This window comes from Pacificispira sp. HM-600 (assembly GCF_977993705.1).
This window is the reverse complement of the sequence record NZ_OZ388079.1, coordinates 1,285,142-1,308,530: the sequence shown is the minus strand read 5'-3', so window position 1 is coordinate 1,308,530 and position 23,389 is coordinate 1,285,142. Positions and strand designations below refer to the sequence as shown.

The following is a 23,389-nucleotide window of genomic DNA, read 5'->3' as shown; positions in this document are numbered from 1 at the left end:
CCATCGGAAGGACCCCATGACCAAGCTCAGGCTGGCCATCGTCGGCGCGGGCCCCGCCGGCATTTATGCCGCGGACATCCTGCTCAAAACCGAGCGCAAGTTCGATGTCTCCATCGACCTGTTCGAGCAGCTCCCCGCCCCCTACGGACTGGTCCGGTACGGCGTTGCGCCCGATCACCCGCGCATCAAGGGCATCATCACGGCCCTCCGCGAGGTGCTCGATCGGGGCGATATCCGACTCTTCGGGAACGTTCGCTACGGCGAGGACGTGACTCTCGAGGATCTCAAGCGTCACTACAACGCCGTGATCTTCGCCACCGGCGCCATCCGCGACACCGACCTCGACATCCCGGGGATCGATGCCGAGGGTTCGTACGGTGCCGCCGATTTCGTCAGCTGGTTCGACGGGCACCCCGATGTGCCGCGCACGTGGCCGCTGGAGGCCGAGTCGGTTGCCGTTGTGGGCGTGGGCAATGTGGCGCTCGACATTTCGCGCATGCTGGCCAAGCACGCCGAAGATCTGCTGCCGACCGAGGTGCCCGACAACGTCTACCAGGGCCTTGCGGCATCCCCCGTCACGGACGTCCACGTCTTCGGCCGCCGCGGTCCCGCTCAGGTCAAGTTCACCCCGCTCGAACTGCGCGAGCTCGGCGAGCTGCGCGATGTCGACATGGTCGTCTACGACGAGGACTTCGACTACGACGAGGCGTCGAAGACCGCGATCGCGAGCAACAAGCAGGTCATGGTCATCGACCGCGTGCTGCAGTCGTGGCGCCAGCGCCCGTCCGTCAACAACGCCGGCGGTGAGGCATCTCGCCGCCTGCACCTGCACTTCTGGGCACGCCCCGTGGAAGTCAAGAAGGATGCCTCCGGTCGCGTGACGGCGTTCGTGTACGAGCGCACCCGTCCCGACGCCCAGGGCGGCATCGAGGGCACCGGTGAGTTCCGCGAGGTGCCGATCCAGGCGATCTACCGGGCCGTCGGATACTTCGGTTCGCCGCTGCCCGACGTCCCCTTCGATCCCCGGCACGGTGTCATTCCGAACCACGAAGGCCAGGCTCTTCACCAGGAGTCCAACGAGCGTGTCTCGGGCATCTACGCGACCGGCTGGATCAAGCGCGGGCCCGTCGGCCTGATCGGTCACACCAAGTCCGACGCGATGGAGACCGTCCGACTCCTGATCAACGACCAAGCGTCGTGGTGGCAGCCCGAGGATCCCTCGGAAGAGTCGATCCCCGCGCTGCTGGCCGAGCGAGGCGTGCGGTGGACCGATCTCGAGGGCTGGCACCGTCTCGACGAGCACGAGGTGGCGCTGGGTGCTCGCCACGAGCGTGCGCGCATCAAGGTCGTGCCGCGCGAGGAGATGGTCGCGATCTCGCGCGGGGAGTAGTTCTCGCCGCTAGCCTGGGCGGATGACAGACGAGGACGGCTGGCGGGCCGACATCCTCGGTCCTGGCTTCGAGCAGTTGACCTTGCCACTCGGTTCTGATGATGAGGGTGAGGTCGTGGCGACCCTCGTCCGCCACCTGCCAGAGGTCGGTTTCGCCGAGCGAGTGTTCGGTGTTCGTGTGTTCCCGAACCGCCGCGCGCTGGCGGATGTCGATGTGCTCTACGTGCACGGGTGGTCGGACTACTTCTTTCAGACGCGACTCGCTCGCTTCTTTACCGAGCGTGGTGCGCGGTTTTTCGCCCTCGATCTGCGCAAGTACGGCCGCAGCCTGCGACCCGGTCAGACGCCCGGGTACATCACGGACCTCGACGACTACGACGCGGACATCGCTGCGGCGCTGGAAGCCATGCAGCGCGGCGACCGCCGGCTGGTCCTGCTCGGGCACTCGACGGGCGGATTGACGCTCAGCCTCTGGGCATCGAGGCATCCGAGTGTCGCGTCCGCGGTCATCCTGAACAGTCCGTGGCTGGAGTTTCAGCTGAGCGGTCTTGGTCGCGCGGCGCTCGCACCCATGGTCGAGCTGGGTGCCCGGATCCGTCCGCTGGACTCAGCACCCCAGGTGGATCTCGGCTACTATGCCCGTGCGCAGCGCGACGTCGCCGACCCCGATGATCCCGTCGAGACGAATCTGCAGTGGCGTCCGGATCAGACGATGGCGGTCTATGCGGGATGGTTCCATGCCGTGCTCGAGGGCCACGAGCGGGTCGCCGCGGGGCTAGGGATCGACGCACCCGTGTGCGTTCTGCTCTCCGCGCGCTCGGCGCTGCCCACCCGCTGGTCGGACGAACTCACGCGTGTCGACAGCGTGCTGAACGTGGACGAGATTGCTCGCGCGGCACTGAAGCTCGGGGAATCCGTCACCATCGAACGCATCGATGGCGCTATCCACGACGTCTTTCTGTCGCGCCATGAGGTGCGTGAAGAGGCGTACGCGCGGCTGGATCGCTGGGTGCTCGGGTTCGTCCGGCATCGGGCAGCACCCGCCTAGGTCGCGAGAGTCGAGCGCACGGTGGCCAGGAACCACGCGGTCGCGGACGTCGCGTCCGCGTCATGGTGCGAGATCAGGTGGACGGATGTCGTGGGCGACGGGAACGGTAGCTCGAGTAGCTTCGCCCCGGAGGGCAGCGCGAGCGCGGCGAAGGCGTCGATCGGCACGATGGCGACGTATCCGCAGCGGGCCACGATCCAGGGGAGTGAGGTGAAGCGCGGCACCTCGACGTGGGCTACCCGCGACAGCACCCCGGCTCCGAGTATGGTGACCGCCTCGGTGATCGCGCGGTGCCCGGCCGCGGCACCGACGCGCGCTTCGGGAAGTCTGCTCAGGTCTTCGACACGGATGCGTCCCTCGTCGTCGTCGAGGTCGGCGGGCACGAGGCAGGCGTAGCGATCCTGGAAGAGGACCTCCTGGTGGACCTGGCCCGCCACCGGTGAGCTGGTGATCGCGGCGTCGATGTCTCCGGAGAGCACATCGTGGGCAACCGAGTCGATGTCGAGCGGGACGACTTCGATCGAGACGTGGGGCGCGGAGGCCGCTATGGCGAGCAGGATGCGGGGGAGGAGGCCAGCCTCGCCCAGGTCTGTCAGAGCCATGCGGAATCGTCTGTGTGAGGTCGCGGGCTCGAAGCGGGTGCCGTCTTCGGTGCGCGCAACGATGTGTGACAGCGGTCCGCTGATCTCGGCGTAGAGGTCTGTCGCCAGCCGCGTCGGTCGTACTCCGGTCCCGGTGCGGACGAAGAGCGGATCGTCGAAGTGCAGACGCAGGCGCTTCAGCGCATGGCTGACGGCGGGCTGCGACACGCGCAGCGACTCGGCTGCCGAAGTCAGGTTCTTGGCCCGATAGACCTCGACGAAGGTACGGAGCAGATTCAAATCGACGCTGGCGAGCATGCCCCCATTATTCACCAAGCGAATGTCATAGATGTCGATTATTCATTGGACGAACATCGCGCCCGAACATACCGTGGAAGAAGGTCGCCGATGACCTAAGAAACGGAATCAGTGCAGTGACGCAGATGATCAGAGTCGCCGATGCTCTCGGCCGCATGCTCGCCGAATTGGGTGTCAAACAGGTATTCGGAGTCGTGGGAAGTGGAAACTTCCGCGTCACGAACGCGCTCGTCGCATCGGGTGCGACCTTTGTCGCGGCGCGCCACGAGGCCGGTGCGGCATCCATGGCCGACGCGTACTCCCGCATCACCGGTGACGTCAGTGCGCTGAGTCTGCATCAAGGATGCGGGCTCACGAACGCGCTGACGGGCATCGCCGAGGCGGCGAAGTGTCATACCCCGCTTCTCGTCCTCGCCGCAGACACGGCGGTGGGCAATGTCACGTCGAACTTCTACATCGATCAAGACACCGCCGTGAGCGGCATCGGTGCCATACCGATGCGGATCCACTCGGCCGAGACCGCGCTCGCCGATGCGGCCCGTGCATTCCGCGTCGCCCAGGTCGAACGCGCCACTGTCGTGCTGTCGCTGCCTATCGACATCCAGGACCTCGAGATCGCCTATCCGGGGCCACGGTCGGTCTCGAACCTCCGCGTTCCGACGCCGACCGTCTCGTCGGCGGATGCCGCCGAACTCGGCGAGATGTTCGTCGCGGCGGAACGGCCGGTGATCATTGGGGGTCGAGGTGCTCGTATCGCGAAGCATGACCTGCGCGCACTCGCCGCGGCGACCGGCGCGCTGCTCATCGCCTCGGGCGGCGCGCGCGGTGTCTTCGAGGGCGATGAATGGGCGCTCGACGTCGTCGGGGGCTTCGCGACAGACAGCGCGGCCGAGCTCGTTCGGGACGCGGATCTCATCGTCGGGTTCGGCGTCGCGTTGAACGACTGGACGACGCGCGGCGGCTCACTGCTCGAGAAGGCGACGCTCGTTCAGGTCGATGACCGTGTCGATGCGATCGGCAAGTATCGCCTCGTCGACCTCGGGATCGTCGGCGACACGGGTGCCGTCGCACGCGCCACCATCGCGGCGCTCGAGGCGACGGGGACGACGAGTGTCGGATACCGGACTCCCGAGGTCGCCGAACGTGTTCGTGCGGCGCGGTATTGGTCGGACCAGACCGTCGAGATGATCGACGAGCCGGGTTTCGTCGATCCCGCGGCCCTGACCAACGCGCTCGACGCGATGCTGCCCGACGAACGCGTCGTGGTCGTCGACGGGGGCAACGTCAATGCCTACCCGGGTGCCCACCTGCGCGTTCCGGACGACGAGGGCTACGTCCTGCCCCTCTCGTTTCAATCCATCGGGCTCGGGCTCGCGAGTGTGATCGGCGCTGCCGTTGCGCGGCCCGACCGGATGGCCGTGCTCGGCACCGGCGACGGTTCGTTGCTGATGGGGGCGGTGGAGCTGGAGACCGCCGTGCGGCTACGCCTCGGCCTCGTCGTCATCGCCTTCAACGACAGTGCGTATGGAGCCGAAATCCATCTGTTTCCGGAATCGACCCCCGCAGAACAAGAGATCGTCCGGTTCCCGGACACCGACATCGCCGCGATCGCGCGGGGCTACGGCTGCGACGCGATCACCGTGCGCTCTCTCGATGACCTGGGCGGGGTGGCCACCTGGCTCGCATCTGCCCGCGACCGGCCTCTCGTCATCGACGCCAAGATCAGCGGCCGTCCATCTTGGCTCATGGCCCGCGAACACGGGCACTGACCAACACCGCACGTACTCGCACGCAACAGAAACAAGGGAGTTTCACCATGATGCACAACACAGCAATCCGTGCCCGCCGGGCTCTCATTGCCACGGGAGCCGTCGCCGCGCTCGTCCTCGCCGGCTGCGCCGCCGATCCGGAGGGCGCCTCGTCGGGAGGGGACTCCGGTGGCGGCGAGGGCGGCGAGGGTGGCACGATCCGGGTCGCCTACCTGGCGACAGGCTCTTCGTTACCTCTCTTCGTGACCGCCGAGAAGTATGCCGAAGAGGTCGGCATCAACGTCGAGCTGGTCGAGGTTGCGAGCGGCAACGAGTCGATCACCGGCGTCGCGACCGCCCAGTACGACGCCGGGTTCGCCGGGATCGGGTCTGCCGCGTACAACGCCGTGGACGAGGGGCTTCCCGTGCGCTACGTGGCGCCGATGCACGCCGGATACATCGAGGACTACTTCATCGTGTCGTCGCAGCTCGCGGGTTCGTCGGAAGAGGCCGCCGCGGTCGCCGAGGACATGTCGCAGCTCGCGGGTCAGACGTTCGCCGTCAACGCGCCGGGCGTTGTGACTGAGGCGCTGCTCGGCTTCGCCCTGGAGCGCGGTGGACTGTCGATGGACGACATCGCTCTGGAGTACATCCCGTTCCCCGATCAGGTGCCAGCGCTTGCGAACGGTGGCATCGCGGCGGGCATCCTGTCTGAGCCGTTCCCGACGCAGGCAGAGGGCAACGGGTCGGGCTACCGCCCGTGGGAGACCCCGACGGATGAAGATCCGCTGCCGTTCACGGGGATCATCTACAACACGGACTGGGCGGACGAGAACCCGCAGGTGGCTGAGGACTTCATGCGCGCCTACGCGATGGCCGCGGAGGACCTCGACGCGAACGGATGGGACACCCCCGAGATGCTCGAGCTCGTCGAGCAGTACACGGGTGCCGATCCGGCAGTCATCGCCGCCTCCCGCCAGCACCACATCCCGGCCGACCTGAGTGTGGACTTCGACGTGCTGCTGCGATACCAGGAGTTCTTCCTCGAGCAGGGCTCGTTGAACTACGACGAGATCATCCCCGAAGAGGACATCTGGGACTTCAGCTGGCGCGATGCCGCCCTCGAGAACTGACTCGGTGAGCCGATGACTGCACTGATGCAACCGAAGGTCCGACTCACCGACGTGAGCAAGCGGTTTCCGGGAAAGGAGCAGGTCACCGCATTGGAGAGTGTCTCGCTCGACATCGCCGAAGCCGAGTTCGTGTCCATCGTGGGGCCGTCAGGCTGCGGGAAGTCCACTCTGCTGCGTCTCGTCGCTGGTCTGTACGAGCCGTCCTCGGGCTCGGTCGAGATCCTGAGCTCCAAACCGGACCGACCGAAGACGGCGATGGTGTTTCAGGAGCACGCTCTCTTTCCGTGGATGTCGGTGCGCGAGAACGTCATGTTCGGTCCGCGCAACCGCAACGTCCTCAAGAAGGATGCGGCCGAGATCGCGAACGAGCAGTTGGCGCGGCTCGGTCTGGCGCGCTTCGGCGACTTCTTCCCTCACCAGCTCTCGGGAGGGATGAAGCAGCGCGTCGGCATCGCCCGGGCGCTCGCGCAGGATGCCGAGGTGCTGTTGATGGACGAACCGCTCGGAGCGCTCGACGCGCAGACGCGCACCCTCCTGCAGGAGCAGATCCTCGAGCTGCGTCAGCAGACCAAACCGACGGTGCTCTACATCACGCACGCGATCGATGAGGCGGTCTTCCTCTCGGATCGCGTGGTGCTGATGTCCGCCCGCCCGGGCAGGATCCGGGACATCGTCGAACTCGACTTCGGGCCCGACCGCACGCCCGAGCTGCGCGGAACGCCGGAGTTCGCTGCTCTGTCGCAGGACATCTGGAACCACCTGCGCGACGAGGTGCAGGCGGCCATGGCGGTGGACGACCGGTGAGCTGGCGTGGCCTTCGCGACAAGTGGGCCCTGTTCGTCGGTCCGGTGGTGATCCTGCTCGGATGGGAGATCCTCAGTCGGACCGGCGTCATCCGCGCCACCTTCTTCCCGCCGCCAACCGAGATCATCGCCCGCAGCATCATCGTGTTCGAGCCTGACTCGGGGCTCGGCGGCGACATCATCGCGACCGTCCTGCGTGTGCTCGTCACGATCGTGCTGGCGGTGGTTCTGGGAGTCGGTGTGGGGATCGCGATCACCGCCTCGCAATGGATGGACCGCGGCGCGCATACGATCCTGGCGTTCCTCTACCCGATTCCGGGCGTGCTGTTCTTCCCGTTTCTGACGTTCCTGCTCGGGCGGACCGAGATGGCGATCATTCTGACCGCCTTGGTGACTCCGCTCATCGTCATGATTTTGTACACCGTCGCGGGCGTGCGGAGCATCGATCGCACCCTCGTCGAGGTGGCCGATAACTACGGCTCCCGGGGAGTCAAGAGGTTCTTCGGCATCCTTGTGCCGGGTTCGTTACCGTCGATCGTCACCGGTATTCGGGTGGCTCTCGGGTTCACCCTGATCGCCGTGATCGCGATCGAGATGGTGGGCGCCCCGAATGGCCTCGGTCAGTTCCTCTGGTCCAACTGGCAGATTCTGCGCGTCACCGACATGTACGTCGCGCTGTTGATCATCGCCGTCATCGGGCTGATCAGTTCCGTCGGATTCGACGCCGTGGCCGACCGCCTCTTGCCGTGGCGACGTGACGTGCAAGGAGCACAGATATGAACCCGACGGTTCGGCGCTGGGCGCAGTCGTGGGCGATCCCGCTCGCGGTCATCGTGCTGTGGGAGATCGTCACGCGCACAGGACTGCTCGACGCGCGTTTCTTTCCGCCGTTGAGTGACATCGTCGTGACGGCATTCGACGGACTCGTGAACGGGAGGCTCGGCCTGGATCTGTTGCTGACGGTCCAGCGATTGCTGATCGCCTTCGCGCTCGCCGCGGTTTTCGGCGTTGCGATCGGTGTCGCCTCGGGGCGGTGGCGGACGGTCGAGCTGCTCATCCGGCCCATCACGGACACCCTCTACCCGTTGCCGAAGATCGCCCTGCTTCCGCTCTTCATCATCATCGTCGGGCGGGGCGAGGTGGCCTACATCATTACCGCATTCGCCACCGCGTTCTTCCAGATCATCATCAGCACCCGCGGCACCGTCCGAGATGTGCCGACAGATTTGATCGAGGCGGGGCGCAACTTCGGTGCCACCGGCATCCGGTTTTTCACCAGGCTGTTGTTTCCGGCGATCGCGCCCGGTTTACTGAACGGGCTGCGGCTCGGGATGGCGACCTGTCTGATCACGCTGATCGCCGCCGAGTTCGTCGGCGCGGAGTTCGGCCTGGGAGCTGCGATTCGTCGGGCGGGTCAGCAGTTCGCCATTGACGAGGTCTACGCAGGCATCCTCATCGTCGGTCTGCTCGGTTTGCTGATCAACCTGGCGTTCCGCCTGGTCACGCCGCTCGTGCTGCCGTGGCAGCGCCGGACTCAGCCGGCGACGGCGGGCAAGCGCGGGTGAGGGTGAGTCCTACCGGTAGTTGATGAACTGCAGGTCGACCTCGAGGTCGGCTGCCTTCAGCACGCGGATGACCTCTTGCAGGTCGTCGCGGCTCTTCGACTGCACGCGCAGTTCGTCGCCCTGGATCTGCGACTTGACGCCCTTGGGCCCCTCGTCGCGGATGATCTTGCCGACCTTCTTGGCGTTCTCTTGCGAGATGCCGTCCTTGATCGTCGAGACGATGCGGTACTCCTTGCCGCTCGCGAACGGCTCACCCGACTCGAGGCTCTTCAGCGAGATACCGCGCTTGATGAGCTTGGACTGGAAGACATCCAGTACCGCCTTCGCGCGTTCTTCGCTGCTCGCCTTGATGAGCACCGACTCGCCGCTCCACTCGATCGAGGCGCCAGTGCCCTTGAAGTCGTAGCGCTGCTCAATTTCTTTGCGCGCCTGGTTGAGGGCGTTCTCTGCCTCTTGGTGGTCGACTTTGCTGACGATGTCGAAGGATGAATCGGCCATCCGTCCAGTGTATCCGGCGTCGTTCGTAGACTGGAGGGGCACTACACATGGAGGTGGGATGCGACCGTTGACCGAGGACGAGGTTCGGGCGTCATTCGTGAATGTCGTCGATGACGAGATCAGGCAGCTCCGGCTGCCCCACGACTTCTTATTGACGGACTGGGATCACCTGGACTTCTTAGCCTGGCGCGATCCCGAGACCCGCGGTCGCGGATACGTCGTCACCGAGCAGGACGGCAAACCGCTCGGCGTTGCCATGCGGGCGGCATCGACGACTTCTCGGGCCCGCTCCGGAATGTGCGACCTCTGCCACACCCTGCAGCCCGCCGATCAGGTCTCGCTCTTCACGGCGCGCAAGGCGGGTCCCTCCGGCGCACACGGCGACACCGTCGGCACCTACATCTGTGCTGATCTCTCCTGTCACGAGAACGTCCGCCTCGCGGCGCCGCTCGCTCCGTCCGAGATGCGCGCCAGCGTGGACCGCCGGATCGATGGGGCGCGACGACGCACCGAACGGTTCGTCGAACGGGTGCTGGCGTAGTCTCGCGTCATGACGCAAGCACGGGTTGTGGTGGTCGGCGACGCACTCATCGATGAGTTGCGGGACGACCTCGGTGTTCGCGAGTTCGTCGGAGGGGCGGCCCTCAATGTCGCGGTCGGGCTGGCTCGGCTGGGCGTGCCGACAACGCTCATCGCGATGGTCGGGGACGACGAAGCGGGAGCGCGCATCCGCGCCTACCTCGCCGATTTTGATGTCGAGTTGCTCGCAACCCCGTCGCCACTCGGGACGTCGCGGGCCGTGAGTGAGCGGGCGGGCGGCGCCGAGCCCGCGTACGTGTTCAATGAGGCGGCTCAGGCTCGACGCATCCGTTTCGGCGATGCCGAGCGTGCTGCGATAGCAGATGCCTCGATGACGGTCGTGAGTTGTTTTCCGTTCGACGATGCGGCGCAGGCCGCGGGGTTCGCCACGACGGTTCGCGCGAGTGAGACGCGTCTCGTGATCGACCCCAACCCGCGCACGGGCATGATGCGCGACCTGGCCGAGTTCGTCGCCGGATTCGAGGATCTCGCGCCGCGGGCGTCGCTCGTGAAGATCGGGGACGACGACGCGCATCTGATGTTCGGAGAGTCGCTGGATGAATCGGTGGAACGGATGCGTGAGCTCGGTGTGCCCGTTGTGCTGGGTACACGCGGTGCTGACGGTGCGTTCGTGCGTGCCGACGTGCTCGGAGGCGACGAGCTCGTCGCGCCAATCGCGGATCTGCCCGGCCGCATCGTCGACACGATGGGTGCCGGCGATGCGACGCTGTCGGCGACGGTCGCGCGGCTCGCATTGGACGGCGACCCGACGGATGTGGCGCAGTGGAGCCTCGTGCTCGGCGACGCTATGGAGATCGCCGCCGCAACCTGTCGGTTCGAGGGTGCCCTGCTTCGGACGCCGAGCGAACTGCGCGACGTGGATCTCGACCGCCTCGGCACCTGACCGGCGTTCTTCGGGGCTCCCGTGATTGGGTAAGATGGGAGATCGCGCTTCCGGTCGTCTGCAAAAGTCGGACGGGCGCGCCCTGGCGAGTTACCCAAGCGGCCAAAGGGATCTGACTGTAAATCAGCCGGCGTAGCCTTCGGGGGTTCGAATCCCTCACTCGCCACCAAACGAAGAACGCCCCCACGAATGTGGGGGCGTTCTTCGTTTATCGGGTGCTGCGGGATTCGAGCAGCGGCGCGAAGCGTCGCGTGTTCGAGGGGCCCACGCCGCCCGAGGCTCCGCGCGCCGCGCAGCGGCGGGTGGAGAGGCGGTGGGGACCCTCACTCGCCACCAAACGAAGAACGCCCCCACGAATGTGGGGGCGTTCTTCGTTTATCGGGTGCTGCGGGATTCGAACAGCGTCGCGAAGCGTCGCCGGGGCCGAGTCCAGTCGGATCCGCGTGTCACGGTTTACCGTTGTCGACCCAGCGTGTGTGCGCTTTTAGCGCGTGGAAGACCGCGAGGCGAATCACAAAGTACGCGAGTACGACGGCGATCGCGATCATCACGACGTAGATCAGAAGTCCGAACAAGTGCCATCCGCCGAGTGAAGAGACCATTCGACCAGCGTAGGGCGGGCGTGCGCGAAAGCAATAGTTCAGTCGCGCCAGGAGTGCTGCGGGTCGTAGCCGAGCAGGCGCCGAGCCTTCGTGATCGAGAGCATCGTGTCGTGCTCGCCGAGGTCACCGTGCACCGGGACGTCGGGGAACACCTCCGCGACGAGCTCGGCATTGGATGTTGTGGTGACCGTGTCGGCGGCCGCGATGATGAAGCGGTCGAAGCCCGGAGGGGCGACCTGGAGTGCGCGTTCGATCGCCTGGGCACCGTCGCGCGCGTCGATGTAGCCCCAGAGGTTCCACTTGCGATCCCGCGGGTCGGCGTCGTACGGGAACGCCTCGTAGTCCTCGGGCACCATGACGTTCGAGAACCGCAGGGCCGTGATCGACACATCAGGATTCCATCGCACGAGCTCGATCGCGAGCTGCTCTTCGAGGTGCTTGACGAGCGAGTAGACCGACTCGGGCCGGGCGGGGTAGTCCTCGTCGACCGGGATATACGGCGGCGGCACGTCGAACGGCAGGCCGAGCACCGTCTCGCTGGACGCGTAGACGATGCGCGTAATGCCGAGGCGGATAGCCGCCCAGAACACGTTGAACGTGCTCGGCATGTTGTTGTGGAAGGTGGCGACATCCGGTGCGATCCCGGGAGCGGGGATGGCGGCCAGGTGAACGACCGCGTCGAACCCGTTGTGCTTGTCGTTGACGGCGGTGAGGGCGTCGACGACCTGGCCGTAATCCGTGAGGTCGACGCGCACGAAGCCGGGGCCTCGGGCTCCGACGACGTCCATGCCGATCACGTCGTGACCCGCGGCTCGCAGTTCGTGCAGAACGACGGAGCCGAGCTTGCCGGAAGAACCGGTGAGAGCAATACGCATACGCCCAGGCTCGCACACGTAACTGAAGGTCGCACGCGACGGATCAGAACGGGGGCGGCGCAGAACTCACGTGTCCGGTGGGTGTCTCGACCTGGACCGTGCCGTCGCTTCGGGTGATGAAGCGGAACTTGGTCACGTGTCGATGGACGTGATCCGGAGGGCACAGGGGACGCAGATTGACCTCGTCCGTCGTGCCTCCCTGGGCCCACGGCCTGTCGTGATCGATATCGGCGTCGAGGGCAAGCCGGTTGCACCCATCGCGGGCGCATCGTCCGAACCGCAGAATCAGCCAATCGCGCTGCGCCTTCGTTGGGCGGTAGGTGCGGCGGTCCATGTGGAGCACGATGCCGCGAACCGGATCCGTGATTACCCGGTGAAAAGCCTTCGCGTCAGTGAAGATCTGTGCCGCCGTGAGGGGATCGATGGGGCCGTGGCCGACGAGCTCTGCGTCTTCACGCGGCAGTGCTGCAAGACGAGTCGCGAGACGGCCAGCGATGTCGTCCGCGGAGCCATCGCCCGTGAGTAGGGAGACCGGCACGGTGACGAAGACCTTCGTCTTGACCGCGGTCGCCGTCCCCACGCCCATCAGCCACGAGGCGAACAGGTCGGCGCGGATCTGGTCACGGGTACGTCGTTCGCGGGAATCCTTCGCGGTCGCCTTCGCCGTTGCGTTCAGGCGGCGGCCGAGCGCCACCGCCTGAACGGTCGGCACGAGGGCCGTGACCCATGACATCCCATCGTCGATGTGCTCGATGCCCACGCGACGATCACGCATCGCGGCCGCGTGTCGTACATCGGCGCGGCGGGCATCGAGACGTTCGAGGAGTCGCTTGAGGCGCGCGCGGAACGCGGCGCGCGAGCACGACAACACCCACTCCGATGCGGCCGCATCGAGCTCGGCAATGGCCGCCTCGGCCTCGGCGCGCAACTCCGGCGAGGCGTCGAGCGGGGCCCGCAGCCGGGCGACCCCCGCCACGACCGCATCGACCAGAACGAGAGGCGCGAAGCCATCGAGTGCTCGACGCCACAGCCATGGCAGGGATTCGGCTGCGGTTCTGGCGGTGTACGCGAGCGTCCGAAGGGTCTGCTCGGCCACGTTCAGCCGCAGCGACAGGTCGAATAAAACTCCGCGTACAGCCATCTCTTCGCCGTCTGCACCGATGATGTCTGTGTACACATGCGGGTTCCGGCGAGCGAACTGGATCGCTTCCGCGATGCCGGCTGCGCGTCGCGCCTCATGTCGGATGGCCGCGAACTGATCGCTTTGCAGGTCATCGAAGAGGAACCCCAGCGACTCTTCCGTCGACACGCTCGTGGGCGCCGGATCGAGAAGTTCGAGGGGCTCGTTCATGCCTCAAGACTAGCATATATGTGCGATATAAGAAGGTATCTGAACGACGAAAATAGAACATGAGTACTATCACTACGCTGAGGCTCAGCCCAGGGGAGGAACGATGACGCATCCGGCGCCCATCCGCGCCGTCGGAGTTCGCGATGTCGCGGCTCGCGCCGGGGTGTCGACACAGACGGTGTCGCGCGTGCTCAACGGGCATCCGCACATCCGTCCCGAAACGCGGCAGCGAGTGCTCGATGCGATTCAGGCGCTCGGCTATCGGATCAACAATGCCGCCCGCGCCCTCGGCACCAGCACGTCGCGCACCCTCGGAGTCGTGGCATCCGATGCCGCCCTCTATGGGCCCGCGGAAGGCGTCGCCGCTCTCGAAGCCGCCGCCCGCGCGGGAGGGCGCTGGATCGCCACGGCCTACGCGGATGCTGCGGATGCGTCGTCTGTCGAAGCTGCGGTGGGGCACCTGCTTGCACAGGGCGTCGATGGCATCGTGCTTGTCGCGCCGCACACGCGCACGCTCGATGCTGCCACCGCGGCGGCGCCCGGTGTCCCCATCGTCGCCCTGAATGGCGGTACCGGTGCGGCAACGCAGTCCGCGGGGGCGGCACTCGCGGTGGCTCACCTGCTCGACCTCGGCCATCGGCGGATCGCCGAGGTCGCGGGCCCGGGTGACTGGCTCGAGGCGACGGCTCGATCCCGCGGTGTGGCTGAGGCGCTGGATTCCGCAGGCATGCCCCTCGCCGCGCGGTGGGAGGGCGACTGGAGCGCTGCCGCCGGGTATGCGCTCGCGGAAGCGCTCGCCGATGCGCTCGGGCGCGAACAGGCCCCCACGGCATTGGCGGTCGCCAACGACCAGATGGCGCTCGGGCTCATGGCGGGTCTGCGCGCCCGGGGAATAGATGTACCCCGCACGGTGTCGGTCGTCGGGTTCGACGACAATCCCGACTCCGCCTTCTACCTACCCGCGCTGACGACGGTGCGCCTCCATCTCGCCTCCGAAGCGCGCCGGGTGGTCGCTGAGGTCGTCGGCGTGTCTGGGGACGCGTTCGCTGAGCCTCCGGTGCTCGTCATGCGGGACTCTGCGATTCCGCGTCGCGAATAAAGCCAGCTCCTGAGGTGACGGCGAGCGCTCGCGCAAATCGGATGGTACCGGTAACATTACGAAGGTCGCTCGAACCCTGCGCGGCCGCCGCGAGACCGATGGAGCCCCCGTGAGCACACCCCAACACTCGACATCCGTCGAGGCTGCGATCGCCGCCACCCGAACCGAGGTCGCAGCGCTGCATGCGGAGTTGGTGCGTTATGGCTTGGTGGTGTGGACGGGTGGGAATGTGTCTGGTCGTGTGCCGGGTGCTGATCTGTTTGTGATCAAGCCGTCGGGTGTGTCGTATGACGAGTTGGCTCCGGAGAACATGATTCTGTGCGATTTGGACGGGAATGTCATTCCGGGCACCCCGGGGAGCGACCGCAGCCCGTCGAGTGATACGGCGGCGCACGCGTATGTGTATCGGAACATGCCGGATGTGGGGGGTGTGGTGCACACGCATTCCACGTATGCGGTGGCGTGGGCGGCGCGGGGGGAAGAGATTCCGTGTGTGATCACGGGGATGGCGGATGAGTTCGGGGGTCCGATTCCGGTGGGTCCGTTCGCGGTGATCGGGGATGATTCGATCGGCCGCGGGATCGTGGAGACCTTGACGGGGCACCGGTCCCGTGCGGTGTTGATGCAGAACCATGGGCCGTTCACGATCGGGGTGTCGGCGAAGGATGCGGTGAAGGCTGCGGTGATGTGTGAAGACGCGGCCCGTACGGTCCACATTGCTCGGGAGGCGGGACCGTTGATTCCGATCCCGCAGGACAAGATCGACGCCCTCTACGGGCGATACCAAAACGTCTACGGACAGAACGAGGACGTTCGCCGATGACTGGAACATCTGCCGCCGACGCGATCCGTTCCGGCCGCACCGCCCTCGGCATCGAGTTCGGATCTACCCGCATCAAAGCCTGCCTGGTCGATGCCGACAACCCCGCCGACGTCCTTGCCGTAGGCGGCTTCGAGTGGGAGAACAGCTTCGCGGACGGGCGCTGGACCTATGCCCTCGACGAGGTGTGGTCGGGGCTTGCCGCAGCGTACGGCGAGCTGGTGACGGATGCCGAGCAGCGCCATGGCGTCGGCCCCGTCACCGTGGGTGCCATCGGCGTCTCGGCCATGATGCATGGCTACCTCGCCTTCGGGTCCGACGACGAGCTGCTCGTGCCTTTCCGCACGTGGCGAAACACCTCGACGGGTCGCGCGGCGGCGGAGCTCACCGAGGTCTTCGGCGTGAACATCCCGTTGCGGTGGTCGATCGCCCACCTGCACCAGGCTGTGCTCGACGCCGAAAGCCACGTTCCGGACATCCGCTTCGTCACGACCCTTGCCGGGTACGTGCACTGGCGTCTCACCGGTCGCCGCGTGCTCGGTGTCGGCGATGCCTCGGGAATGTTCCCGATCGATCCGGCGACGGGCGACTACGACGCGACGATGGTCTCGGCGTACGACTCGTTGGTGGAGGGGCGACTTCCCGCGGTGCTCACCGAATTGCTGCCCGAGGTGCTCGCTGCGGGTGAGTCCGCGGGCGCGTTGACGACGGAGGGCGCTGCACTGCTCGACCCGTCTGGCGCGCTGATCCCCGGCATCCCGTTCTGCCCGCCCGAGGGTGATGCCGGCACCGGCATGGTCGCGACGAACTCTGTGTCGCCCCGCACCGGAAACGTCAGCGCGGGCACCAGCATCTTCGCCATGGTCGTGCTCGAGCGCCCGCTCGCGAAGGTGCACCACGAGCTGGATGTCGTCACGACGCCCGCCGGCGATCCGGTCGCGATGGTGCACTGCAACAATGGCGCAAGCGAACTGGCCGCGTGGGCGGGAATGTTCGCCCGGTTCGCCGAGGCGGCCGGAACCCCACTCGCGGCGGACGCCGTTTACGAGGTCCTGTTCCGCGAGGCACTCGGGGCGGAACCGGATGCCGGGGGTCTGCTGGCCTACAACTACCTCGCGGGTGAGCCGATCGCCGGGCTCGACGCGGGCCGACCGCTCGTCGTCCGCAGCCCCGACTCGCGCCCGACACTCGGCAACTTCGCTCGTGCTCAGCTCTACGCCGTCTTCGGCACTCTGAGCCTCGGAATGCGCGTGCTGCGCGGCGAGCACGTCACGGTCGACACGATGTATGCGCACGGCGGCATGTTCCGCACCGCGGGTGTCGCGCAGCGGTTTCTCGCCGCAGCCATCGAGGCGCCGGTCGCTGTGGCCGAAACCGCGTCCGAGGGCGGCGCCTGGGGCATCGCGGTACTCGCCTCTTACCTGAACGAGGCCGACGACCTCGCCCTCGACGCCTACCTGGCCGAGCGAGTATTCGCCACGACCGCGTTCGAGACCGTCGCGCCCGATCCCGATGACCTGGCCGGATACGCCACCTACCTCTCGCGCTACGAAGCCGGGCTCGCTATCGAGCACGCGGCCATCGCAGCGCTCTGACTCCTGAACGAAAGCAGAACTCCATGACCCGCACTCCTCTCGCTACCTCGCTCGAGCCCTATGAGGTCTGGTTCGTCACCGGCAGTCAGAACCTCTACGGCGAAGAGACCCTTCTCCAGGTCGCCGACCAGTCACAGGGCGTCGTCGCCCAGCTCGAAGGTCACGTGCCGGTGAAGGTCGTCTGGAAGCCCGTGCTGAAGGAGGCCGACAGCATCCGTCGCCTCGCACTCGAGGCCAACGCCGCCGACAACGTGATCGGCCTGATCGCGTGGATGCACACCTTCAGCCCGGCCAAAATGTGGATCGGCGGCCTCGACGCTTTGCAGAAGCCGCTGCTGCACCTGCACACACAGGCGAACGTCGAATTGCCGTGGGCCGACATCGACTTCGACTTCATGAACCTCAACCAGGCCGCGCACGGCGACCGTGAGTTCGGCTACATCCAGACCCGCCTCGGCGTCGCCCGCAAGACCGTCGTCGGGCACGCGTCCGACGAGCGCGTACGCGGCGAGATCGCATCCTGGCAGCGCGCAGCCGCGGGCTGGGCCGCCTCGCGCAGCCTCAAGCTCGCCCGTTTCGGCGACAACATGCGCTACGTCGCCGTGACCGAGGGAGACAAGACCGAGGCCGAGCTGCGGTTCGGCGTGCAGGTCAACACCTGGGGTGTCAACGAGCTGGCGGATGCTGTGGCCGCTGCATCCGAATCCGACATCGACGCTCTCGTCGCGCTGTATGAAGAGGAGTACGACGTCGTTCCTGAGCTGCGTGCCGGGGGAGAGCGTCACCAGTCGCTGCGCGACGGTGCCGCGATCGAGCTTGGCCTGCGTTCGTTCCTCGAGGAGGGCGGCTTCGGCGCCTTCACGACGAGCTTCGAGGACCTGGGTGCGCTGAAGCAGCTGCCGGGGCTGGCCGTGCAGCGCCTGATGGCCGAGGGCTACGGGTTCGGCGCCGAGGGCGACTGGAAGACCGCCATCCTCGTGCGTATCGCGAACGTGATGGGTGCTGGGCTTCCCGGTGGTGCGAGCCTCATGGAGGACTACACCTACGACCTCGTTCCCGGCAGCGAGCGGATCCTCGGAGCGCACATGCTCGAAGTGTCGCCGTCGCTGTCGTCGCAGAAGGCACGCCTCGAGATCCACCCGCTCGGCATCGGCGGCAAGGAAGACCCCGTGCGCCTCGTGTTCACGGCCGAACCCGGCCCGGCGGTCGTCGTCGCGATGAGCGACATGCGCGACCGCTTCCGCCTCGTGGCGAACGTGGTCGAGAACGTCGAGGCGCCGGACCTTCCGAACCTGCCCGTCGGACGCGCGATCTGGAAGCCCCAGCCCGACTTCGCGACGAGCGCCGCGGCCTGGCTGACCGCCGGTGCCGCGCACCACACGGTCATGACCACCGCGGTCGGCATCGAGGTGTTCCGCGACTTCGCCGAGATCGCCAAGACGGAGCTGCTCGTCATCGACGACTCGACGACGGTGCGCGGGTTTCAGCAAGAGGTGCGCTGGAACCAGGCCTACTACCGCCTCGCTCAGGGGCTGTAATTCCGGGCGTTTCGTCAGGGGCCCGCGAGCGCGCCCACCGGATCGTCCAACAACCGAGCGAAGGCCGCCTCTGCCGCACCGACCAGCAGGCGGTCTTCGCCGAGCGCGGCAGAGCGGATCGCGACGTCCTCCGCGGCGGCGGGCATCGATAGCGCTCGCACGTCCTCGAGAAGTTCGCCGGTTCCGCCCTCGGCGATGGTCGCGAGAAATCCGCCGAGCACGATGACCTGCGGGTTGAGCACGTTCACGACGTTCGCGAGCGCCGTGGTCAGGATGCGGCGCTGCCGCGCGATCTCTTCGCGGGCATCGGGTAGGTCGCTCGCCGCCAGGGCCGCGGCAAGCGTCGGTTCGTCTGCCGTGACCAGCGCCGCGACTGCCAGGAGTCGTGCTCGGCTGACCTCGTCCTCGAGCACTCCGTCGCCGGCGAGGCGGTCCGCGGTCGAGGGTATGCCCGGGCGATTCTGCCCGAACTCCCCGGCGTAACCGGAGGCACCGGCCACGGGCATCCCGTGCACGATCAGGCCGCCACCGATACCGCTCGCGCCGCCGTTCAAATAGACGAGATTGTCGATCCCGCGGCCGGCGCCGAACAGGTGCTCGGCCACAGCGCCGAGGGATGCGTCGTTGCCCACGACGATCGGCAGGCCGGTCGCTTCGGCCGCGAGTTCGTGCAGCGGCACATCGTGCCACCCGAGGTGCGGTGCGTTCCGCACCATCCCGTCGGCACCGCGCACGAGGCCGGGCACGGCGAAGCCGAGGCCCACGAGCCGCGCATCGGCGAGTTCGTCGGCGCGCCACTGCTCGATCGTCTCGGCCACCAGCCGCACCGTCTCGGCCGGAGTGAGCAGATGGTCGACCTCGATGCGACGGCGCGCCGCAACCGTGCCGTCGAGCCGTACGGCGGCCAGCGCGAGGGCGTCGACCTCAGGGTTTGCGGCGATCGCCATGATCGACGGATGCGTCGCCACGACCGGTGACGGGCGCCCAGCCCGCGTCGAGGGAGCGGGTGGAAGCTCCTCTGCAACGCCGATCGAGGCGAGTTCGGCGACCAGATCGGCGATCGTCGAGCGGTTGAGTCCGGTCGTCGCCGTCAACTGCGCGCGCGACTGCGGACCCGCGAGATGCAGAATCCGCACCAGACGCGCAAGGTTCGCTCGACGCACGGCTTCGAACGTCGTCGCGCGGTCGGTCATCGCACCAGCGTAGGGGGTCGCCTCATCTGACGGAATGGTATAGGTTGTGTCTAACAACATTTCCGTTCAGCGAGGATCAGGATCACCCCATGAGCACCCCCACGCCCACTCCCGCCGACAAGTTCTCCTTCGGCCTCTGGACCGTCGGCTACAACGGCTCCGACCCATTCGGCGGACCGACGCGGCCTCCCCTCGACACCGTGCACGCCGTCGAGAAGCTCGCCGAGCTCGGCGCCTACGGCCTGACATTCCACGACGACGACCTCTTCCCGTTCGGATCCAGCGAGGCCGAGCGCCAGAAGCAGATCGACCGGCTGAAGGGCGCTCTCGCCGACACTGGCCTGATCATTCCCATGGTCACGACCAACCTGTTCAGCGCGCCGGTGTTCAAGGATGGCGGCTTCACGTCGAACGACCGCGACGTGCGTCGCTTCGCGCTCCGCAAGGTCTTCCGCCAGCTCGACCTCGGCGCCGATCTGGGCGCCAAGACGTTCGTCATGTGGGGCGGACGTGAGGGCGCCGAATACGACGCCGCGAAGGACATCCGTCAGGCCCTCGAGCGCTACCGCGAGGCCGTCAACCTGCTCGGCGACTACGTCACCGACAAGGGGTACGACATCCGGTTCGCGATCGAGCCGAAGCCCAACGAGCCGCGTGGCGACATCCTGCTGCCGACCCTGGGTCACGCCCTGGCCTTCATCGACTCGCTCGAGCGTCCCGAACTCGTGGGCCTCAACCCCGAGACCGGCCACGAGCAGATGGCCGGGCTGAACTTCGCCGCCGGTATCGCCCAGGCGCTGTACCACGGCAAGCTCTTCCACATCGACCTCAACGGCCAGCGCGGCATCAAGTACGACCAGGACCTCGTCTTCGGTCACGGTGACCTGCACAACGCGTTCGCGCTCGTCGACCTGCTGGAGAACGGCGGCCCGGGCGGCACGCCGGCATACGACGGACCGCGGCACTTCGACTACAAGCCGAGCCGCACCGAGGACGAGACGGGTGTCTGGGACTCGGCCGCTGCCAACATGCGCACCTACCTGCTGCTCAAGGAGCGCGCCGCGGCCTTCCGCGCCGACCCTGAGGTGCAGGAGGCGCTCGAGGCGTCGAAGGTCCCCGAGCTTTCGGTACCGACGCTGAACGAGGGCGAGTCTTACGACGACTTCCTCGCCGACCGCTCGGCTTACGAGGACTTCGACACCGACGCCTACCTGGGTGGCAAGGGCTTCGGATTCGTCCGTCTGCAGCAGCTCGCGACCGAGCACCTGCTCGGCGCACGCGGCTGAGTTGCGCCAGGTGAAGGGCGGGACGGCAGCGTGACGCTCGTCGCAGGGATCGATTCGTCGACGCAGTCGTGCAAGGTCGTCATGGCGGATGCCTCGACCGGCCGGATCGTCCGTACCGGTCGGTCGACGCATCCGGATGGCACCGAGGTCGATCCGGAAGCGTGGTGGGTTGCGCTGCAGGCAGCGATCGTCGATGCCGGTGGGCTCGACGACGTGGCCGCGGTGTCGATCGCCGGCCAGCAGCACGGCATGGTCGTGCTGGATGCGCGGGGCGAGGTCATCCGTCCCGCCCTGCTCTGGAACGACACGCGTTCGGCCGTCGCGGCGCGCGACCTGATCGCCGAGGTCGGGGCTGAGGCATATGCGGAGCGGACGGGTGTTGTGCCCGTCGCGTCTTTCACAGCGACGAAGTTGCGGTGGCTGCGCGATGCCGAACCCGAGAACGCGGCGCGCGTCGCCGCGGTCGCGTTGCCGCACGACTGGTTGACCTGGCGCCTGCGGGGCTTCGGCCCCGCGGGGTCGCCGCTCGGCCCGGTTCTCGAAGAGCTGACGACGGATCGCTCGGATGCGAGCGGCACCGCCTATTGGGGATCCGACGGGTATCAGTCCGATCTGGTCGAACGCGCGCTGGGCCACGCGGCTCTCCTGCCGCGTGTGCTGGGTCCGCTCGAACGCGCCGGTACGACCCCGAGCGGGGTTGTTGTCGGTCCCGGCGCGGGCGATAACGCGGGAGCGGCTCTCGGCCTCGGGGCGGCGGACGGCGACGGTGTCATCTCGATCGGCACATCGGGAACGGTTTTCGCCGTCACCGACACCCCGATTGCGGATGCCGCGGGTACCGTCGCCGGCTTTGCCGATGCCACAGGGCGCTTCTTGCCCCTCGTCGCGACGCTCAACGCGGCGCGCGTGCTCGACGCGTTCGCCGGCTTGCTCGGCGTCGATCATGACGAGCTCGGCCGACTCGCACTCGAGGCGGAGCCCGGGCCCGCGAGCCCCGTGCTTGTGCCGTACTTCGAGGGTGAGCGAACGCCGAATCTGCCGGATGCCACGGCATCCCTTTCGGGTCTGACCCTCGCCGGCACCACGAGGCCGGCGATCGCGCGTGCGGCTATCGAGGGCATGCTCTGCGGGCTCGCCGCGGGCCTCGACGCGATCCGTGACCAGGGCGTCGAGCTTCACCGTCTGCTCCTGATCGGTGGCGCGGCGCGAAACCCGGCCGTCTCGGCGATTGCCGCGCAGGTTTTCGATCTGCCGATCGTCGTACCGGCGCCGGGGGAGTACGTCGCCCTCGGTGCGGCGCGCCAGGCCGCGGCCGTGCTCGCGGGTGGCTGGCCCGACTGGGCCGCAGCGGGCGAGATCGAGGTGCCCGTCGACACCCGACCCGACATTCGGGCACGGTACGCGGTCGCCGCGCTAGGGTTCCGTCCGTGATTCCGCGCGAACGACGCCCAGCATCCGGTACCCAGCACCTGCTGCGATCGGGTGACTACCAAGCCGTCGTCGCGAGTGTCGGAGCTTCCCTGCGCGTGCTGCGTCATAGCGGTCCGTCGGGAGCACGTGATCTCGTCGTGCCCTTCGACGCCGACGAGGTCAGGCCCGCCTATCGCGGCGTGACTCTCGCGCCCTGGCCCAACCGGATCGTCGACGGTCGTTATCGGTTCGGTGGGGTAGATCACGCTCTGCCGCTCACGGAGCCGGAGCGCGGTCACGCCCTGCACGGGTTGGTGTCATGGCTCGATTTCGAGGCCGTGGACAAGGGCGCTGACCATGTCACACTCGCTGCCGAGATCGAGCCGCAGGCGGGCTATCCGTGGCGGGTACGTATCGAGTCGACCTTCCGCCTGAGCGCGGACGGGCTCGAGCAGACCGTCACGGGAACGAACATGTCCGACACGGTCGCCCCGTTCGGCATCAGCGGACACCCGTATCTGGTTGCGGGCCCGGGACGCGTGGACGACTGGACGCTGGAGCTGCCCGCCGATGTCGTCCTCGGTGTCACGGAAGATCGTCTTATCCCCACGGTTGAGCAGAATGTGGACGCAGATGACCATCGTCGCTTCGACTTCCGTCAGCCGCGCCGGATTGCTGATGCGCGCATCGACCACGCCTTCACGGGACTCCGGTGGGACGACGGGATAGCGCGTGTGCGCCTGACCGATGCCACCGGTTCCGGTGTTTCCTTGGTGTGGGACGAGGCGTGCCCCTGGGTGCAGGTGCACACCGCAGACGTACCTGGGCGAGCGACCGATCGGATCGGACTGGCGGTCGAGCCGATGACCTGTCCGCCGGATGCCTTCAATTCTGAGAACTCTCTCATATACCTTGACCCGGCATCCCGGGCCGGGGGAAGCTGGACCATCGCTGGGATCTGAAAAGATCCCGTGACACATTTCCCCCCTCGCAAGAGCTCCTCTCATCGGTGTTTTGACAGGTTGTCCACCGAAAAGAGGACATAAATCTATG

22 protein-coding genes and 1 tRNA gene are annotated in these 23,389 nt (G+C 67.1%); 17 read left to right on the top strand and 6 right to left on the bottom strand.

What is annotated here, in order from left to right; genetic code table 11:
* Nucleotides 1-16: 16 nt before the first annotated feature.
* Nucleotides 17-1,390, top strand: a complete 1,374-nt coding sequence (locus ACXZ1E_RS06160; RefSeq protein WP_458042514.1) for an FAD-dependent oxidoreductase — start codon at nucleotides 17-19, stop codon at nucleotides 1,388-1,390.
* A gap of 22 nt (nucleotides 1,391-1,412) precedes the next feature.
* The gene (locus tag ACXZ1E_RS06155; RefSeq protein WP_458042513.1) at nucleotides 1,413-2,438 is read left to right on the top strand and encodes an alpha/beta hydrolase; all 1,026 of its coding nucleotides are present in this window, start codon (nucleotides 1,413-1,415) and stop codon (nucleotides 2,436-2,438) included.
* Here the strand turns inward: ACXZ1E_RS06155 and ACXZ1E_RS06150 are convergent.
* Complete coding sequence (locus tag ACXZ1E_RS06150) at nucleotides 2,435-3,337, bottom strand: LysR family transcriptional regulator (RefSeq protein WP_458042512.1); 903 nt, start codon at nucleotides 3,335-3,337, stop codon at nucleotides 2,435-2,437. The two genes, ACXZ1E_RS06155 and ACXZ1E_RS06150, sit on opposite strands and share 4 nt — an antisense overlap.
* Nucleotides 3,338-3,462: 125 nt before the next feature.
* On the opposite strand from ACXZ1E_RS06150, the gene ACXZ1E_RS06145 reads away from it, so the two are divergent.
* The 5 genes from ACXZ1E_RS06145 to ACXZ1E_RS06125 are packed head-to-tail and all read left to right on the top strand — an operon-like array spanning nucleotide 3,463 to nucleotide 8,586.
* Nucleotides 3,463-5,106 carry a thiamine pyrophosphate-binding protein gene (locus tag ACXZ1E_RS06145; protein ID WP_458042511.1) on the top strand — a complete coding sequence of 548 codons (1,644 nt, stop codon included), beginning with the start codon at nucleotides 3,463-3,465 and terminating at the stop codon, nucleotides 5,104-5,106.
* A 47-nt stretch (nucleotides 5,107-5,153) separates the two neighbouring features.
* Complete coding sequence (locus ACXZ1E_RS06140; RefSeq protein ID WP_458042510.1) at nucleotides 5,154-6,218, top strand: ABC transporter substrate-binding protein; 1,065 nt, start codon at nucleotides 5,154-5,156, stop codon at nucleotides 6,216-6,218.
* 24 nt (nucleotides 6,219-6,242) lie between these two features.
* Nucleotides 6,243-7,022 carry an ABC transporter ATP-binding protein gene (locus ACXZ1E_RS06135; protein WP_458042509.1) on the top strand — a complete coding sequence of 260 codons (780 nt, stop codon included), beginning with the start codon at nucleotides 6,243-6,245 and terminating at the stop codon, nucleotides 7,020-7,022.
* A complete protein-coding gene (locus ACXZ1E_RS06130) occupies nucleotides 7,019-7,801 on the top strand; it encodes an ABC transporter permease (RefSeq protein WP_458042508.1) in 783 nt (260 codons plus the stop codon). Before ACXZ1E_RS06135 ends, ACXZ1E_RS06130 begins: the two co-directional genes overlap by 4 nt.
* Complete coding sequence (locus ACXZ1E_RS06125) at nucleotides 7,798-8,586, top strand: ABC transporter permease (RefSeq protein WP_458042507.1); 789 nt, start codon at nucleotides 7,798-7,800, stop codon at nucleotides 8,584-8,586. Before ACXZ1E_RS06130 ends, ACXZ1E_RS06125 begins: the two co-directional genes overlap by 4 nt.
* A gap of 9 nt (nucleotides 8,587-8,595) precedes the next feature.
* Here the strand turns inward: ACXZ1E_RS06125 and ACXZ1E_RS06120 are convergent, their stop codons facing one another.
* Entirely contained in the window at nucleotides 8,596-9,084 is a 489-nt protein-coding gene (locus ACXZ1E_RS06120) for a YajQ family cyclic di-GMP-binding protein (protein ID WP_458042506.1), read from the bottom strand.
* Nucleotides 9,085-9,151: 67 nt separating this feature from the next.
* Here ACXZ1E_RS06120 and ACXZ1E_RS06115 point away from each other — a divergent pair, with 67 nt between their 5' ends.
* The 3 genes from ACXZ1E_RS06115 (at nucleotide 9,152) to ACXZ1E_RS06105 (ending at nucleotide 10,736) form a co-directional block, all read left to right on the top strand.
* Entirely contained in the window at nucleotides 9,152-9,625 is a 474-nt protein-coding gene (locus ACXZ1E_RS06115) for an FBP domain-containing protein (protein WP_458352070.1), read from the top strand.
* Between the two features lie 9 nt (nucleotides 9,626-9,634).
* Nucleotides 9,635-10,567, top strand: a complete 933-nt coding sequence (locus ACXZ1E_RS06110) for a carbohydrate kinase family protein (protein ID WP_458042504.1) — start codon at nucleotides 9,635-9,637, stop codon at nucleotides 10,565-10,567.
* A gap of 84 nt (nucleotides 10,568-10,651) precedes the next feature.
* A tRNA-Tyr gene (locus tag ACXZ1E_RS06105) sits at nucleotides 10,652-10,736 on the top strand.
* A 277-nt stretch (nucleotides 10,737-11,013) separates the two neighbouring features.
* Here the strand turns inward: ACXZ1E_RS06105 and ACXZ1E_RS06100 are convergent.
* The 3 genes from ACXZ1E_RS06100 to ACXZ1E_RS06090 are packed head-to-tail and all read right to left on the bottom strand — an operon-like array spanning nucleotide 11,014 to nucleotide 13,395.
* Nucleotides 11,014-11,169: a hypothetical protein gene (locus ACXZ1E_RS06100; protein WP_458042503.1), complete on the bottom strand. Its 156-nt coding sequence runs from the start codon at nucleotides 11,167-11,169 to the stop codon at nucleotides 11,014-11,016.
* A gap of 38 nt (nucleotides 11,170-11,207) precedes the next feature.
* Nucleotides 11,208-12,044, bottom strand: a complete 837-nt coding sequence (locus ACXZ1E_RS06095) for an NAD-dependent epimerase/dehydratase family protein (protein WP_458042502.1) — start codon at nucleotides 12,042-12,044, stop codon at nucleotides 11,208-11,210.
* 43 nt (nucleotides 12,045-12,087) lie between these two features.
* Nucleotides 12,088-13,395, bottom strand: coding sequence for an HNH endonuclease (locus tag ACXZ1E_RS06090; RefSeq protein WP_458042501.1), 1,308 nt, complete (start codon nucleotides 13,393-13,395; stop codon nucleotides 12,088-12,090).
* Between the two features lie 103 nt (nucleotides 13,396-13,498).
* Here ACXZ1E_RS06090 and ACXZ1E_RS06085 point away from each other — a divergent pair, with 103 nt between their 5' ends.
* The 4 genes from ACXZ1E_RS06085 to araA all read left to right on the top strand — a co-directional run bounded on the left by ACXZ1E_RS06085 (nucleotide 13,499) and on the right by araA (nucleotide 18,447).
* Entirely contained in the window at nucleotides 13,499-14,494 is a 996-nt protein-coding gene (locus ACXZ1E_RS06085; RefSeq protein WP_458042500.1) for a LacI family DNA-binding transcriptional regulator, read from the top strand.
* A gap of 109 nt (nucleotides 14,495-14,603) precedes the next feature.
* On the top strand, nucleotides 14,604-15,317 hold the full coding sequence (locus tag ACXZ1E_RS06080; RefSeq protein WP_458042499.1) for an L-ribulose-5-phosphate 4-epimerase: 714 nt from the start codon (nucleotides 14,604-14,606) through the stop codon (nucleotides 15,315-15,317).
* Entirely contained in the window at nucleotides 15,314-16,909 is a 1,596-nt protein-coding gene (locus tag ACXZ1E_RS06075; RefSeq protein WP_458042498.1) for a xylulokinase, read from the top strand. The genes ACXZ1E_RS06080 and ACXZ1E_RS06075 overlap by 4 nt, the downstream gene beginning before the upstream one ends.
* A 23-nt stretch (nucleotides 16,910-16,932) precedes the next feature.
* The gene (gene araA, locus ACXZ1E_RS06070) at nucleotides 16,933-18,447 is read left to right on the top strand and encodes an L-arabinose isomerase (protein WP_458042497.1); all 1,515 of its coding nucleotides are present in this window, start codon (nucleotides 16,933-16,935) and stop codon (nucleotides 18,445-18,447) included.
* Nucleotides 18,448-18,461: 14 nt separating this feature from the next.
* Here the strand turns inward: araA and ACXZ1E_RS06065 are convergent, their stop codons facing one another.
* Entirely contained in the window at nucleotides 18,462-19,640 is a 1,179-nt protein-coding gene (locus tag ACXZ1E_RS06065) for an ROK family protein (protein WP_458042496.1), read from the bottom strand.
* 89 nt (nucleotides 19,641-19,729) lie between these two features.
* On the opposite strand from ACXZ1E_RS06065, the gene xylA reads away from it, so the two are divergent.
* The 3 genes from xylA to ACXZ1E_RS06050 are packed head-to-tail and all read left to right on the top strand — an operon-like array spanning nucleotide 19,730 to nucleotide 23,298.
* On the top strand, nucleotides 19,730-20,926 hold the full coding sequence (xylA, locus tag ACXZ1E_RS06060; RefSeq protein ID WP_458042495.1) for a xylose isomerase: 1,197 nt from the start codon (nucleotides 19,730-19,732) through the stop codon (nucleotides 20,924-20,926).
* Nucleotides 20,927-20,956: 30 nt separating this feature from the next.
* Entirely contained in the window at nucleotides 20,957-22,357 is a 1,401-nt protein-coding gene (gene xylB / locus ACXZ1E_RS06055) for a xylulokinase (protein WP_458042494.1), read from the top strand.
* Nucleotides 22,354-23,298: an aldose 1-epimerase family protein gene (locus tag ACXZ1E_RS06050; RefSeq protein WP_458352069.1), complete on the top strand. Its 945-nt coding sequence runs from the start codon at nucleotides 22,354-22,356 to the stop codon at nucleotides 23,296-23,298. The genes xylB and ACXZ1E_RS06050 overlap by 4 nt, the downstream gene beginning before the upstream one ends.
* The last annotated feature ends 91 nt before the right edge of the window (nucleotides 23,299-23,389 follow it).